Source organism: Staphylococcus sp. FSL W8-0774, from assembly GCF_038006785.1.
Taxonomy (GTDB): Bacteria; Bacillota; Bacilli; order Staphylococcales; family Staphylococcaceae; genus Staphylococcus; species Staphylococcus pasteuri.
The window spans coordinates 1775493-1789668 of record NZ_JBBOVW010000001.1 but is presented as its reverse complement, the minus strand read 5'-3'; the positions used below and the strand labels follow the sequence as shown (position 1 = coordinate 1789668).

The window sequence follows — 14176 nt, the reverse complement described above, 5'->3', positions numbered from 1 at the left end:
AATAAAAAATGTATTATTACTCAAAAAATTAAGGGTAATAATAAAACTAAATAAAGTGAGGTTTTCCCTATGACAACTCAGAGTATTTACGTTATTAGAAAGGGAGATATGGTTATCAGACCTAACTATGATGAAAATAATCAGCAAAATGGTTCTGAAATATTAAGGTATGATAAGTCAATTATTCAGAGTGCATTTAAGGTTCAAAAGATTATTGAAAGATCATGCAAATTTTACGGTAATAATTATTTAAGTAAAAAAGCAGAAACTAATCGTATTACAGGTATTTCTAATAAACCCCCGATTTTATTAACACCCATTTTTCCTACTTATTTTTTCCCAACACATTCTGACAGGCAAGAAGAAAATTTATGGATTAACATGCATTATGTTGAATCAATTAAAGAATTAAAACATCGTAAATGTAAAATCACATTTGCTAATAATGAAACGATTATTTTGAACATATCATTTCACAGTTTATGGCATCAATACACCAATGCAATTATCTTTTATTACATGGTTGATAAACAATCCCGCATGAAATCAAATGACCCCGATAAACGTATTGATTATGAAAAATCCTCTTTAAATATCTTTGAAGCACTTTCACGTTATTCCCTATTTGTAGACAAATAAAAATATGTTGAAGTTTATAATATGTGGAACGTTATATTAATTTAGTGTAAATGTTCCGCATATTTTTTTAAGTTATCTCTTGAAAATTTGTACAATATTGATATAATAATATTTGTGCTTGATAGAGATATCAATAAAATTTAATTAATCCGCAGTAGCTCAGTGGTAGAGCTATCGGCTGTTAACCGATCGGTCGTAGGTTCGAGTCCTACCTGCGGAGCCATGGAAACGTACTCAAGTTGGCTGAAGAGGCGCCCCTGCTAAGGGTGTAGGTCGCGAGAGCGGCGCGAGGGTTCGAATCCCTCCGTTTCCGTATTTTAGTAAAAATCAGTGAAAATCTGATTAACACTATTTCCGAAGAACGTTGTTAAATCAACGTTCTTTTTTATTTTGGCGAAAATCTGTTTTGAATTAAAATGTCAACGAATTCGACAACATTTAAATTTTCATTCAATATTGTCGGTTTGGTTGTCGGCTTAGACTTCAAAAGCCTAGAATGGTCTAAATCCATTCCAGGTTTATTTTTTGTTTACAAATAAGCCTTTATAATAAAAATAGAAATTCAGTAATCATAAGATTTACTTTATATTTAGCATTGTTTTAGTGAACATTTATTTTTTAGACCAAGTATTTGTTATTGCAGTCTTATAAGAGGTGGTATTATTAGACAAAAACATATTTATCTCATATTAATTATATTAGTAGGGGTTGCCCTAATTTGTATTCCTTGGACAGATACCTATGAAATAATAAGACGATATTTAATGTTGTCATTAGCTATACTAATACCATTATATTTTTTATCACCAACTAAAAAAGATAAAAAATAAAAATAAGATAGACTATTCAGTTAGTCTATCTTATTTATTTAATAATTATAAAATTATTAGTTATCCTTTTGATACGTGGCTTTAATCTATTAAATTTGGTTAATTATTTCAACTCAATTCGATTCTAATCAAAATGTTTCTAAATTTAATCGTTTAAAATACACTACTAAGTTATATTACTTCCTATATTCTTCTTTAACGTATTGTTTAACTAAAAACTCAAGAATGAGTTCAGTCATCAATTCATTTTCTTCATATTCTTTGCGTAGCTCTTTTACTTTTTCAATCAATTTATCTTCAGGTGTCTGCAAAATCAATTCTCCTTTTGCTTAAATAATTTGTTTTGATATATTAAAATCACAACAGCCAAGTTAATTTATTTAATAAAATTGAATCCATTTTTTCCAACTATAACTCATCATTACAGCTATATTCATCACAATATGTATAACTTCAAACTCATAACCGCTTACATAACCTCGTGTAATCTTTAAAGTGAATATTGATCCAAGCATGACAGAAATATAAAAAACATTAACATAAGGCGTTAAGATACCAAATATTAAAAAAACTCCACCAATGACTTCACCAATAGACATTAAAATAGCAATTGTAGGTGTTAGCCCCAATGAACCTAAGAAATGAATAGTTCCATTTAAATCATGGAATTTTAGTGTTCCATGTACTAAGAAAGACACTGCCAACATCCATCTAATTAATAATATGCCAATTCTCATTGATACATGACCTCCAACAATAAAGATTTAAAATTAAACTTTATAAGTTTACTAATCTAACATGTATATTAATAAGGAAACTCTAGATATAGTTATAAATATTATTACTTATAAAATTTATTTTATTATATATATTGATTTTTATTTCTTGTCACTTAGTATTCATTTGGTAAGGTAGTTTAAAATAATTCAGAGATACGCAGAAACATGTACTAAAAATCATATTAAATTCGTAAATATACCATAAATGTGTTATTCTTAGTTTGTAAAATTATTGCAAATGCAATAAAAAGAGGTGTAGAATTTGCAAGATATTTTAAGAGATATAGGAATAATAGCAAGAGCATTAGATTCAATCAGTAATATTGAATTTAAAGATTTGAAACTTTCAAAAGGTCAATTTATCTATTTAGTAAGAATTTGTGAAAATCCAGGTATGATACAAGAGCAACTTGTAGATATGTTGAAAATTGATAGAGCTACAGCATCAAGATCAATTAAAAATTTGGAAAAGAACAATTTTATATATAAAACCTATAATGAAAATAATAAAAAGAACAAATTGTTATATCCTACTGAAAAAGGGCAGAAATTATATCCATTTATTATAAGGGAAAACAATCATTCCAATGAAGTGGCATTAGAGGGATTCAATAATAAAGAAATTGATGAATTATCAAAAATGTTGAATAGAGTTAAACATAATATATCTGAGGATTGGAAAAATGTTAAAAATGGTAACAAGCGAATATATTAAAAAGGGGTTATTACTATGTTAATAAGACAATGTAATGAAGAGAACTTAGAAAAATTAAAAAATATTGAGTATAAGACTTTTAATGAAACATTTAGACCACAAAATAAAGATGAAAATATTGATAATTATTTGAAACAAACTTTCACTGATAATAATGTGCTTAAAGAATTGCAAAATGAAGATTCATTTATATATTTTATTTATGTTGAAGATCAATTGGCTGGGTATTTAAAACTCAATATTAACAAGGCACAAACCGAAGATTTTGGTAATGAATATATTGAAATTGAACGAATTTACGTACTTAACCATTATCAAAAAATGGGTGTTGGAAGAGAACTTTATAATCATGCTTTAAAGGTTGCAAGAGAACATGGATACAACAAAATATGGTTAGGCGTTTGGGAACACAATCTAAAAGCAATTCAATTTTATAAAAAACTTGGCTTTGAAAAAATAGGGGAACATGCTTTTTATATGGGAGAAGATAAACAAATTGATGAAATAATGTCTATTGCTATATAAAAGGGAGGAGAATTATATGTATATTCCAATGCAATATCAAATCCATGATTATGAAATGATTAAATCATTTATGAATGAACATAATTTTGTCACGATAGTTACTTATAATGGAACGACACCAATTGCTACTCATTTACCAGTAAATATTGAAGAAAAACATAATGAATTATACATTTCGGGTCACTTTGCTAAAGGTAATGAACAATGGAAAACGATCGATCAGAATCAGCAAGTATTAATCATTTTTCAAGGGTCTCATGGATATATATCTTCAACTTGGTATGATACTGAAGATGTGCCGACTTGGGATTACCAAAGCGTTCATGCATATGGAACAGGACAATTATTAACAACTGAAGAATTAGAAAGTGAATTAATTAAAATGCTTGATAAATATGAAAATCATCGACCTAATGGTGCAACTTGGAATAATTTATCTAAAGAAGCAAAACAACAAATTAAAGGTATTGTTGGATTTAAAGTTAAAATTAACAAACTTGAAGCAGCATTTAAAATGAGTCAAAATAGAACTCAATCTGAAAAGGAAAATATTATCATACATCTTAGTCAAAGCGATCAATTAAATGATAAAGATTTAGCTTGTGAACTTAAAAAATTATAGTAAAGCAAAAAGTCAGCCCATTTAGGACTGACTTTTTCACATAACTCAAATATTTATTTTCCACCGTTTGATTTACCTGAAATTAAATTGCGGATAGCTTTTACAATGTAACCTGTAATAACTATTCTAATTGCGCGTTTAATAATATTCATCATTAAAAAATCTCCCTTTATTTTTGTTCTATTTAAGTTATATATACCCAAATTTCAACATTTTAAATGTAAGATATGATTTTTATATGAATATTATAATCGTTTTTTACCTTTCGAATACAATATATCCATCTTTATCAGCTTTTTTAGTAAATGCAACGATAATAGCGTGTACAATTGCTACAATACTAGGAATTCCTGTCCAAAAGAAAACGAGATGTAGTACGCCTTGACCAACTTTATCGGCATAAAATTTATGGACACCCACGCCGCCTAAAAAGATTGCTACAAGTATATAAATAAGTTTGTTCACTTTCATGATTGACTGCCTCCTTAATTTTTATTTTAAACAATTAAGGGTTAGTTATTCAATTAAACTGTAATTATAGGTATGTGTTATATATTATGATATCAACAAAGACATTTTTAAAATGAGTCATGATAACTATTGGAAATTAGATGATGACTTTCGTTTATATCGTAGCTTAGTTTCTATATAATTAAATTAAGACACTTAATAAAGGAAGGGTATTTGATGATTAGACAAGCGCATCCTAGTGATAATAAAAGAATAGCGGAATTATGTTATATGATATGGGAAGACATGGAATTAGATATGGTGAAGCAAATAAGTAAAGAACGAATTATTCATATTTTAGAATTGAGTGTGGTCAATGTTAAATATCGTAGTTATTATGAGAACGTTTGGGTTTATGAGGAAGATGGCGAAGTAGCAGGTTGTTTAATTGCATATGATGGTGAAAATGAACTTGAATATGAAAAGAAATGGCTTGAACTTCCACTCGATGAAGATATCAGAGCATTTGGTACACCATTACCTATTAAAGAAGCAGAAGATGATGAAATGTATATCGAAACAGTTGCTACCTTCCCGGAATATAGAGGTAAAGGAATAGCCACAAGTTTATTAAAGTATGTGATTGAAAATCATTCCGATAAAAAATGGAGTTTAAATTGCGATTATGGTAATACTAGAGCACAAAGATTATACGAAAAACTAGGTTTTAAAACAGTTAGTGATATTGATCTATACGGTCATATATATCAACATATGATTAAACAATAAAAAAATCGACAATGAACATGTTCATTGTCGACTATCTATATATTTAATTAAATTGCGCCAAGTAATGCACTAATATAAATGCCTAATGCATATAAAATACCGAAAATAGTATTTGTTTTTCCTGTAGCAGCCATTGCTGGCATCATTGTTTCTGGTGTGTCATTTTTATTAAATCTTCTAACAGCTTTAATAGGCATTGGAAATGACAATAATACTAATAAATAGAAGAGTGATCCACCAGATTTAAATAATGCAGTGAAAATGACAATTAAATACGCAACGATATACATAGTTGCCATAAAGATAACAGATGCTCGTTTACCAAGTAAAATTGGTAAAGTTTTACGTCCGCTTGCTTTATCTTTAACACGGTCTCTAATGTTGTTAGCCATGTTAATAAGACCAATTGTAATAACGATAGGAATACTTAACCATACAATTAATCCTTGTACATTTCCAGTTTGAATAAAGAATGATAAAAGAATAATAATCATACCCATAAACAAGCCGGAGAATAATTCACCAAACGGTGTCCAAGAAATTGGAATTGGACCGCCAGTATATAAATAACCAATCGCCATACATACAATCCCAATAGGAATAATCCAAAATGAACTTTGGAAAGCGAGGAATATACCTAGTAAAGCGGCAATAATGTAAAAGGCAATTGCGATGTTGATAACTAATTTAGGGCTCATACCATTACGTACAATAGCGCCACCAATACCTACGGATGTATGATCATCTAGACCTTTTTTAAAATCGTAATATTCATTAAACATGTTGGTAGCTGCTTGAATTAACAAACAAGCAAGTAACATTGCTAAGAATAAACTAAATTTTAGATGATCTTCGCTTCCTAGAAGATATAGTTTAGCCGATGCAGTACCCACTAACACGGGAACAACTGCAGCAGTTAAAGTATGAGGTCTCATTAATTGCCAATATTTTTTCACAGTTGAATATTGTTGATATTGATCTGCCATAATTTATAACCTCTTATTTTTTTATAGTTTTAACATTAATATTTTAAAGTAATTATTAATAAAGGTCAATTCACGTGAAAAATTGCATTACTTTATTAAGCAATTCCACTAAAATTAAGTTTGAAAAATGATACAATATACTAATGAGTAAATATAGAAGAAAGAAGTGAAATGAATGGCTGTTAACGTTAAAGAAGATGAGATTGTCAATAAGTTATATGGAAGCTCTAAAGATTGGGTCTCAGTAGAAGTTGAAATCAACCAAAGTATAGATCCAAGTACGTTATTTCATTTAACTGAATCACAAGCAGGTGATCGTTTTTATTTACGTCTAAACGATAATCAATCTTCATATTTCGGATATCATGCAATTCGAAAGTTCAAAAATAATTTCGAAAATAAACAGTCTATCTTTAAAGAATGGGAAGCCTTAAAAAAAGATATAGAATTAATACATCCAGATAGTGAAAAACACCATTTACGTTTATGTGGTGGTTTTCAATTTTCAAAACATAAATCAGATGATGAGTGGAGAGAATACGGTTTAAATCATTTTGTATTACCTGAAGTTTTAATCTCAACAGAGGGACAACGTCATTTTATCACTTACACAACAGAAAGAGATAAATTTGATATAGATGCTTTTAAAACATTAGTTAGTCAATTTGAGCAGGTCAATGTAGATTCATACGATGAGCATATAGGTAATGTGACAAGAATGGAAGATATTTATTTAGACGAATGGCGTGACTTGGTTAAAGAAGCCATCGAAAGTATAGATTATTCTAAGAAAATTGTCTTAGCACGTAGACGTTTAATTAAATTTGATGAAGAAATCAGCATTCCATATGTTTTATCTAAAGCTTTAAAAAATGAAAAAAACAGTTATATCTTTTTACTTGAATCAAATCAATCTGTCTTCTTTTCACAAACACCAGAACAATTAATCAAAGTTGAGAATCAAGTTCTATCTACTAAAGCTGTTGCTGGAACAATTAAACGATCTCATGATGAACAGGAAGATCAAGCGAATATAAATGCTTTTCTAAATGACAAAAAGAATTTAGGTGAACATCAATTTGTCGTTGAAAGTATCTTAAATGATATTCAACCTTATGTTGAAAATGTAGACTACAATGAAACACCTAATATTTTAAAAAATGACCATTTATATCACTTATATACACAAATAGAAGGTAAGTTAAATGATCATTCATATATTAGTTTAATCGATCGTTTGCATCCTACACCTGCATTAGGTGGATACCCTAAAGATGAAGCATTAGAATTTATTGAGAAAAAAGAATTTGGAACACGTGGTTTATATGGGTCACCAGTAGGTTTTATTGATGTATATGATGATTGTGAATTTATAGTAGCTATTCGTTCGATGTTAATTAAAGGCGATCAAGCAACATTATTTGCAGGTTGTGGAATAGTGAAAGACTCTGATCCAGATAGTGAAATTGCTGAAACAGCAGTAAAATTTTCACCAATGATGAATGCATTAGGAGTAGATGAAAATGAGTAATTATAATGAAGCATTAACAACTCAAGTATTTACATTTGCATCAGAATTATATGCTTATGGCGTAAGAGAAGTTGTAATTAGTCCGGGATCTCGTTCGACCCCATTAGCTATCGCATTAGAAGCGCATCCAAACATTAAAACTTGGATTCATCCAGATGAACGAAGCGCTGCCTTTTTTGCACTAGGTTTAATAAAAGGTAGCGAGAGACCTGTAGCTATATTATGTACTTCTGGTACAGCAGCAGCTAATTATACACCAGCAATTGCTGAAAGTCAGATTAGTCGTATACCACTTATTGTCTTAACTAGTGATCGTCCTCATGAACTAAGAAGTGTAGGAGCGCCACAAGCAATTAATCAAGTGAATATGTTTAGTAACTATGTGAATTTCCAATTTGATATGCCAATTGCTGATGGAACAACAAATATGCTAGATACTATTCATTATCAAATGCAAATTGCTAGTCAGTATTTATTTGGACCACACAAAGGACCAATTCACTTTAATTTACCATTTAGAGAACCTTTAACACCTAATTTAGATAGAACAGAATTATTAAAATCAGAATCTAAGACACTACCACATTATCAAAAAATGATTGATGTTATGCCAATCAAAGAAAAGATAGAAAAAGATAAAGGTTTAATCATAGTAGGTGATATGCAACACCAAGAAGTTGACCAAATATTATCTTATGCAACTGAAAATGATTTACCTGTGTTAGCCGATCCGCTAAGTCAGTTAAGACGTAATAATCATCCTAATGTTATTACAACGTATGATTTATTGTATCGAGCTGGTATGGATTGGGAAGTCGATTTTGTAATTAGAGTTGGTAAACCTGTTATATCTAAAAAGTTAAATCAATGGTTGAAGGCTACATCAGCGTTTCAAATATTAGTTCAAAATAATGATAAAATTGATGTATTTCCAGTACCGCCTGATGTTTCTTATGAAATATCTGCGAATGACTTTTTCAGATCTTTAAAGAATAACCAACCTATTAATAGAAAAGCATGGATAGAGAAATGGCAAACATTAGAAAAGCAAGCTCGTATTGAAATAAATGATTATCTACAACATGCTACTGATGAAGCGGCTTATGTAGGAGAATTGATTTCAAAACTAACTAAACAAGATGCATTATTTGTAAGTAATAGTATGCCAGTAAGAGATGTTGATAATCTATTATTTAATAGTGAAGCTGAAATCTATGCCAATCGTGGTGCCAATGGTATTGATGGTGTTGTATCTACAGCATTAGGTATGGCAGTTCATAAACATGTTACTTTATTAATTGGAGATTTAGCTTTTTACCACGATATGAATGGACTACTCATGTCAAAATTAAATAACATACACTTAAATGTAATTTTATTGAATAATGATGGGGGAGGTATCTTTTCATATTTACCTCAAAAATCATCTGCATCAGAATACTTTGAGCGTTTATTTGGTACACCAACTGGGTTGGATTTTGAACATGCCGCATTATTATATGAATTTAATTTCAAACGTTTTAATACTTTATCTGAATTTAAAGATATGACGCTTTCACAATCCGGCGCTATCGTATATGAAATCATTACTGATAGAGAAGACAATTTACAGCAACATCAAATTTTATATAAGAAATTGAGTGAAATAATTAATGCTACATCATAAATTTTATTCATCCAACAAACCATCCAATCAATTGTTGATTATGTTACATGGCTTTATTAGTGATGGATCAACATTTGATAGTCATATAGATACGTTGACTAAACAAGTTAATGTATTGACTGTTGATTTGCCAGGACATGGTAATGATGATTCACCTATGAACCAAGAATGGAACTTTTCATATATAAGTCAAAAATTAGACCAAATATTAAGTGAATATCATCAATATCATCAATATTTATTAGGTTATTCTATGGGTGGTAGAGTATCACTTTACTATGCATTACATGGTACTAATGAATTGTCAGGTTTAATATTAGAAAGCACGTCGCCCGGTATACAAAAAGAAGAAGATCAGATAGAACGACAACAAGTTGATAATGCAAGAGCGAAAGTATTAGAAATTGCTGGACTGGAAATATTTGTTAACGATTGGGAAAGATTACCGTTATTTGCATCCCAATATGATTTAGATAAATCAGTTAAAAAACAAATTCGTCAAAACAGAATGAATCAAGATCCTAGTAAGTTAGCAAAAGCTTTGAGAGATTATGGTACAGGGCAAATGCCAAATTTATGGCCATCACTTATTAACATTCAAATACCGACAATTATATTAGCTGGTCAAAAAGATGAGAAATTTGTAAATATTGCCCAAAAGATGAATGAACAAATTATTAATAGTAGAAAAACAATAGTTTCTGAAGTAGGTCATACAATTCACGTGGAAGATAGCGCGGAATTTGATACAATAATATTAGGTTTTTTAAAGGAGGAGCAAAATGACTAGACAGTGGGAAACACTTAGAGAATATGATGAAATTAAATATGAATTTTACGATGGAATTGCAAAGGTAACAATTAATCGTCCAGAAGTACGTAATGCATTTACACCTAAGACAGTAGCTGAAATGATTGATGCCTTTTCACGTGCGCGTGATGATCAAAAAATATCAGTTATTATTTTAACTGGTGAAGGAGATAAAGCATTCTGTTCTGGTGGAGATCAGAAGAAACGTGGACACGGTGGTTATGTTGGCGAAGATGACATTCCTCGTTTAAATGTATTAGATTTACAACGTTTAATCAGAGTTATTCCAAAACCAGTTATCGCAATGGTACGTGGTTATGCTATTGGTGGAGGTAACGTATTAAACGTAGTATGTGACTTAACTATTGCAGCAGACAATGCTATTTTCGGACAAACTGGTCCTAAAGTAGGTTCATTTGATGCTGGTTATGGTTCTGGTTATTTAGCAAGAATTGTTGGACATAAGAAAGCAAGAGAAATTTGGTACTTATGTCGTCAATATAATGCACAAGAAGCATTAGACATGGGATTAGTTAATACTGTCGTTCCATTAGATCAAATAGAAGACGAAACAGTTGCTTGGTGTCAAGATATCATGAAACATTCACCAACAGCACTACGTTTCTTAAAAGCAGCTATGAATGCAGATACAGATGGCTTAGCAGGTTTACAACAAATGGCTGGAGATGCAACTTTACTTTATTATACAACTGATGAAGCTAAAGAAGGTCGTGACGCATTTAAAGAAAAACGTGACCCTGACTTTGACCAATTCCCTAAATTCCCATAAGATTTGATATAAACGAACCCCTTAAAGTATGGTGTTAAAGCCATCATACTTTAAGGGGTTTTTTACTGTGTTTATGATTTATTTATTAGTTGGAAATTGTTCCGGATATTGCTCTTTTAAATAATCTTCTAAACGTGACATACCTTCTTTGAGTAATGACATATCATAAGCATAAGAAATTCTTACATGGCCTTTCCCAATATCTGTAAAGGACGAACCAGGTACCATAGCAACGTGAGCTTTTTCTAACACATCAACACAAAAATTAAAATCATCATCTGTATAATTTTTTATACTTGGGAAAATGTAAAATGCGCCTTCAGGTACAGCATTTAATTCGAAACCAAGGTCTTGAAGTTTTTCGATTAAATAGTCACGACGCTCAATATAAGCTTTATTCATATATTTTGGCGCTTCTAAACCTTCATTTAATGCAGCGATACATGCATGTTGAGCTGGAACATTTGTACAAATGCAATTATATGCATGCATGAAAGTTAATTTTTCAATTAAATATTCTGGTCCAATTAAAAATCCAACACGGATACCAGTTGCTGAATGTGATTTACTTAAACCACTGATGAGTATTAATTGATCTCTAATCTCATCGAATTCAGCGAAAGAAGTATGAACACCATTAAACGTGTTTTCTGCATAGATTTCATCACTAATGATAAATACATTATATTTAGACAATGTATTTACAATATCGCTGACTTCTTCACGATTTAATGTCACGCCTGTAGGATTTGTAGGATAATTAAGTAAAACAGCTTTTGTATTTTCATTGATATATTGATTCAACAATTCTGGTGTGATTTTGAAAGATGTTTCGGTAGTATCAATAAATTTTGGCACAGCACCTAAAGTTTGAATTAAAGGGATATAGCCCGCATATGTAGGACTTGGAATGATAATTTCATCTCCTGGATTGATAATACTACGCAATGTAGTATCTAAAGCTTCACTAGCACCATTAGTCATAATTATTTCATCAACACTATATTCGAAACCATATTTATTTTGATAATAATTACTTATAGCCTGTCTAGCTTCTATGATCCCTTTATTGTGAGAATAACTTGTTTGGTCATTTTTAATGGCTTTGATGTAAGCGTCTTTTACCACTTCTGGCATATGAAAATCAGGCTGCCCAATTGTTAAATTGATACAATCATCAATATCTTTCATACGGTTTGAAAATTGTCGAATACTAGGTGCTTTTAAAAATTTTGACTGCTCATTTAATTGTAATTTCATAAATCATTACTCCTCTAAAAAATACCAAAATATAGTACTTTTAATGTTTGAAATGTCGTATAATTCTTTCAAATTATTACAATCATAACATATTTTAAGCACTACATTTTGGTATACGAATTAATTTTATAATAAACATTACCCTTTGAATTTAGAAGGGGATTTTAAGTTTATGATTGGATTTGTCCATTTACATATCCACCGGTTCGATAAGATATAAACTATAATGCCAGATGTAATAAATAAAAATAGATAAGTAAATACAGAAATTGGCGATTTAAATGGATAGAGTTCAAATCCACGAATAATACCAATAATTAAACCATGTAATAAATAGACATACATTGTCCTACTACCAATATAGGTATAAAAACGTAATTTTTGAGATGTTAAATTTAAGAATGCAAACATCGACACTAAAATAACTACATACAATAGTAAACGTTTCAGTGGACTATATACGTCTTCGGCATTTTGTTCTAATGAAGTATAAGGCGTACTACCTAATAACCAATCAGAATTAATTGGATGTAAATAATAACCTACAAAGTAAAGGATAAATACTAAAATGGAGATAGGCACCCATTTTTTACTTCTTAACACCATACTTTGGTTTTTAGTAAATAAATGACCTAAATAGAAAATTGGGAAGAATACAATGGTACGAGAAATACTCATGTATTCATCAATGTTAGCCGAATAACCGGCAAATACTGAAAAAACAATGGAAATAGTAAGAACAATCCATGGATTATATCTTCTTACAATAACTAAAACGACATGGAAGAAGAATAACGTTAATAAAAACCATAATGCAAATACAGGGTTGAATGGATCTAATTGTAAACTATCGCTTTTTCCAGTTAAAAAATAATACACCGAGTAAAATGCGAAAAATATGAAATACGGTAATAATAATTTTTTAGCAATATTTTCTAAATAATAAGGTTTGTCTAAATTTTTAGCAAAGTAACCTGATATAAATAAAAATGTTGGCATGTGGAAACTATAAATAACTAGATATAGTGCTGATAAATTTTTATCTTCTGAAGTATACGGCTGTAATAGATGTCCAAACACTACTAAAAATATAAGTATCGCTCGGGCATTATCAAAAAAATAATCCCTGTCCTTAATGGAAGGCATAAATATGTCTCCTTTTTATTGTTTAACTGTACTTAATTTATTATATTTTATGGCGATAATGCAACGATTTTGACTACAATATAAAATTCTATTGTATATCTTATAAAAAAAGCATATAATATTATCAACTAAATAAAGTGGAGTAGAAACAGCATGTATAAACAACTTGAAAAACTTATTACACTTACTAACAACGATTTGAATATAGTTAACCGACGCTTTGGACAAAGAACAGACATTACATCAGAACAATTAGAGTTATTACGAATACTGTATAATTACGACCGTTTATCACAATATGATTTAACAATGAAGATTAGTCGAGAACAATCGATTGTGTCACGATGGATTAAAAAACTTGTATTGAAAGGATATATTACAAGTCAGCAGTCACATGAAGATTTAAGATGTAAGGAATTAATTCTTACAGAGGAAGCACGAGCATTAATTAAGCAGATAAATACTGCTCGATGTGAATTAATAGAGGCTAGATGTCAATGCTTATCAGAAAACGAAATCGAAAGTTTAAATCAATTATTAAACAAGTTAAATAGTCGCCATAGTTTTCATTAATGGATGATAAAGATATTAAAAATGTCGTGAGTCAATGATTTATAGATTTAATAAATATAAAGAA

The 14176-nt window shown here is 29.9% G+C and carries 17 protein-coding genes and 2 tRNA genes; 12 read left to right on the top strand and 7 right to left on the bottom strand.

Going from position 1 to position 14176, the window contains the following annotated elements:
* Window positions 1-69: 69 nt before the first annotated feature.
* The 3 genes from NSQ15_RS08690 to NSQ15_RS08680 all read left to right on the top strand — a co-directional run bounded on the left by NSQ15_RS08690 (window position 70) and on the right by NSQ15_RS08680 (window position 952).
* Window positions 70-639, top strand: coding sequence for a competence protein ComK (locus NSQ15_RS08690; RefSeq protein ID WP_340747101.1), 570 nt, complete (start codon window positions 70-72; stop codon window positions 637-639).
* A gap of 148 nt (window positions 640-787) precedes the next feature.
* A tRNA-Asn gene (locus tag NSQ15_RS08685) sits at window positions 788-862 on the top strand.
* A 1-nt stretch (window position 863) separates the two neighbouring features.
* Window positions 864-952 (top strand) — tRNA-Ser (locus NSQ15_RS08680).
* A gap of 693 nt (window positions 953-1645) precedes the next feature.
* Here NSQ15_RS08680 and NSQ15_RS08675 read toward each other — a convergent pair.
* Both NSQ15_RS08675 and NSQ15_RS08670 read right to left on the bottom strand, forming a co-directional pair.
* A complete protein-coding gene (locus tag NSQ15_RS08675) occupies window positions 1646-1780 on the bottom strand; it encodes a hypothetical protein (protein ID WP_256219674.1) in 135 nt (44 codons plus the stop codon).
* A gap of 69 nt (window positions 1781-1849) precedes the next feature.
* Window positions 1850-2206, bottom strand: coding sequence for a DoxX family protein (locus NSQ15_RS08670; RefSeq protein WP_017638419.1), 357 nt, complete (start codon window positions 2204-2206; stop codon window positions 1850-1852).
* 304 nt (window positions 2207-2510) lie between these two features.
* Between NSQ15_RS08670 and NSQ15_RS08665 the strand changes: the two genes are divergently transcribed.
* From NSQ15_RS08665 to NSQ15_RS08655, 3 genes are read left to right on the top strand one after another with little or no spacing between them, the layout of a single operon-like run.
* On the top strand, window positions 2511-2963 hold the full coding sequence (locus NSQ15_RS08665; protein ID WP_070452237.1) for a MarR family winged helix-turn-helix transcriptional regulator: 453 nt from the start codon (window positions 2511-2513) through the stop codon (window positions 2961-2963).
* A 15-nt stretch (window positions 2964-2978) separates the two neighbouring features.
* Window positions 2979-3488, top strand: a complete 510-nt coding sequence (locus tag NSQ15_RS08660) for a GNAT family N-acetyltransferase (protein ID WP_217193817.1) — start codon at window positions 2979-2981, stop codon at window positions 3486-3488.
* A 16-nt stretch (window positions 3489-3504) separates the two neighbouring features.
* Window positions 3505-4110, top strand: a complete 606-nt coding sequence (locus tag NSQ15_RS08655; RefSeq protein WP_340747100.1) for an FMN-binding negative transcriptional regulator — start codon at window positions 3505-3507, stop codon at window positions 4108-4110.
* Between the two features lie 53 nt (window positions 4111-4163).
* On the opposite strand, the gene NSQ15_RS08650 is transcribed toward NSQ15_RS08655, so the two are convergent.
* Together NSQ15_RS08650 and NSQ15_RS08645 are read right to left on the bottom strand one after the other, a co-directional pair.
* Entirely contained in the window at window positions 4164-4265 is a 102-nt protein-coding gene (locus tag NSQ15_RS08650) for an SAR1012 family small protein (RefSeq protein ID WP_017638068.1), read from the bottom strand.
* A gap of 103 nt (window positions 4266-4368) precedes the next feature.
* Window positions 4369-4581, bottom strand: coding sequence for a TM2 domain-containing protein (locus NSQ15_RS08645; protein WP_017638069.1), 213 nt, complete (start codon window positions 4579-4581; stop codon window positions 4369-4371).
* A gap of 216 nt (window positions 4582-4797) precedes the next feature.
* Here NSQ15_RS08645 and NSQ15_RS08640 point away from each other — a divergent pair, with 216 nt between their 5' ends.
* Entirely contained in the window at window positions 4798-5349 is a 552-nt protein-coding gene (locus tag NSQ15_RS08640) for a GNAT family N-acetyltransferase (protein WP_017638070.1), read from the top strand.
* 47 nt (window positions 5350-5396) lie between these two features.
* Here NSQ15_RS08640 and NSQ15_RS08635 read toward each other — a convergent pair whose 3' ends face one another.
* Window positions 5397-6335, bottom strand: coding sequence for a 1,4-dihydroxy-2-naphthoate polyprenyltransferase (locus tag NSQ15_RS08635; RefSeq protein WP_340747099.1), 939 nt, complete (start codon window positions 6333-6335; stop codon window positions 5397-5399).
* A gap of 175 nt (window positions 6336-6510) precedes the next feature.
* Between NSQ15_RS08635 and NSQ15_RS08630 the strand changes: the two genes are divergently transcribed.
* From NSQ15_RS08630 to menB, 4 genes are read left to right on the top strand one after another with little or no spacing between them, the layout of a single operon-like run.
* The gene (locus tag NSQ15_RS08630) at window positions 6511-7866 is read left to right on the top strand and encodes an isochorismate synthase (RefSeq protein WP_340747098.1); all 1356 of its coding nucleotides are present in this window, start codon (window positions 6511-6513) and stop codon (window positions 7864-7866) included.
* Window positions 7859-9532: a 2-succinyl-5-enolpyruvyl-6-hydroxy-3-cyclohexene-1-carboxylic-acid synthase gene (gene menD, locus NSQ15_RS08625; RefSeq protein ID WP_108000439.1), complete on the top strand. Its 1674-nt coding sequence runs from the start codon at window positions 7859-7861 to the stop codon at window positions 9530-9532. Before NSQ15_RS08630 ends, menD begins: the two co-directional genes overlap by 8 nt.
* Window positions 9519-10322, top strand: a complete 804-nt coding sequence (gene menH, locus NSQ15_RS08620) for a 2-succinyl-6-hydroxy-2,4-cyclohexadiene-1-carboxylate synthase (RefSeq protein WP_070452218.1) — start codon at window positions 9519-9521, stop codon at window positions 10320-10322. The genes menD and menH overlap by 14 nt, the downstream gene beginning before the upstream one ends.
* Window positions 10315-11133: a 1,4-dihydroxy-2-naphthoyl-CoA synthase gene (gene menB, locus NSQ15_RS08615; RefSeq protein WP_017638075.1), complete on the top strand. Its 819-nt coding sequence runs from the start codon at window positions 10315-10317 to the stop codon at window positions 11131-11133. The genes menH and menB overlap by 8 nt, the downstream gene beginning before the upstream one ends.
* Before the next feature lie 78 nt (window positions 11134-11211).
* Here menB and NSQ15_RS08610 read toward each other — a convergent pair whose 3' ends face one another.
* Together NSQ15_RS08610 and NSQ15_RS08605 are read right to left on the bottom strand one after the other, a co-directional pair.
* Window positions 11212-12393, bottom strand: a complete 1182-nt coding sequence (locus NSQ15_RS08610; RefSeq protein WP_017638076.1) for an aminotransferase class I/II-fold pyridoxal phosphate-dependent enzyme — start codon at window positions 12391-12393, stop codon at window positions 11212-11214.
* Between the two features lie 138 nt (window positions 12394-12531).
* Window positions 12532-13539, bottom strand: a complete 1008-nt coding sequence (locus NSQ15_RS08605; RefSeq protein WP_017638077.1) for an acyltransferase family protein — start codon at window positions 13537-13539, stop codon at window positions 12532-12534.
* 153 nt (window positions 13540-13692) lie between these two features.
* Here NSQ15_RS08605 and NSQ15_RS08600 point away from each other — a divergent pair, with 153 nt between their 5' ends.
* Window positions 13693-14112, top strand: coding sequence for a MarR family transcriptional regulator (locus NSQ15_RS08600; RefSeq protein ID WP_029055549.1), 420 nt, complete (start codon window positions 13693-13695; stop codon window positions 14110-14112).
* Window positions 14113-14176: the final 64 nt, after the last annotated feature.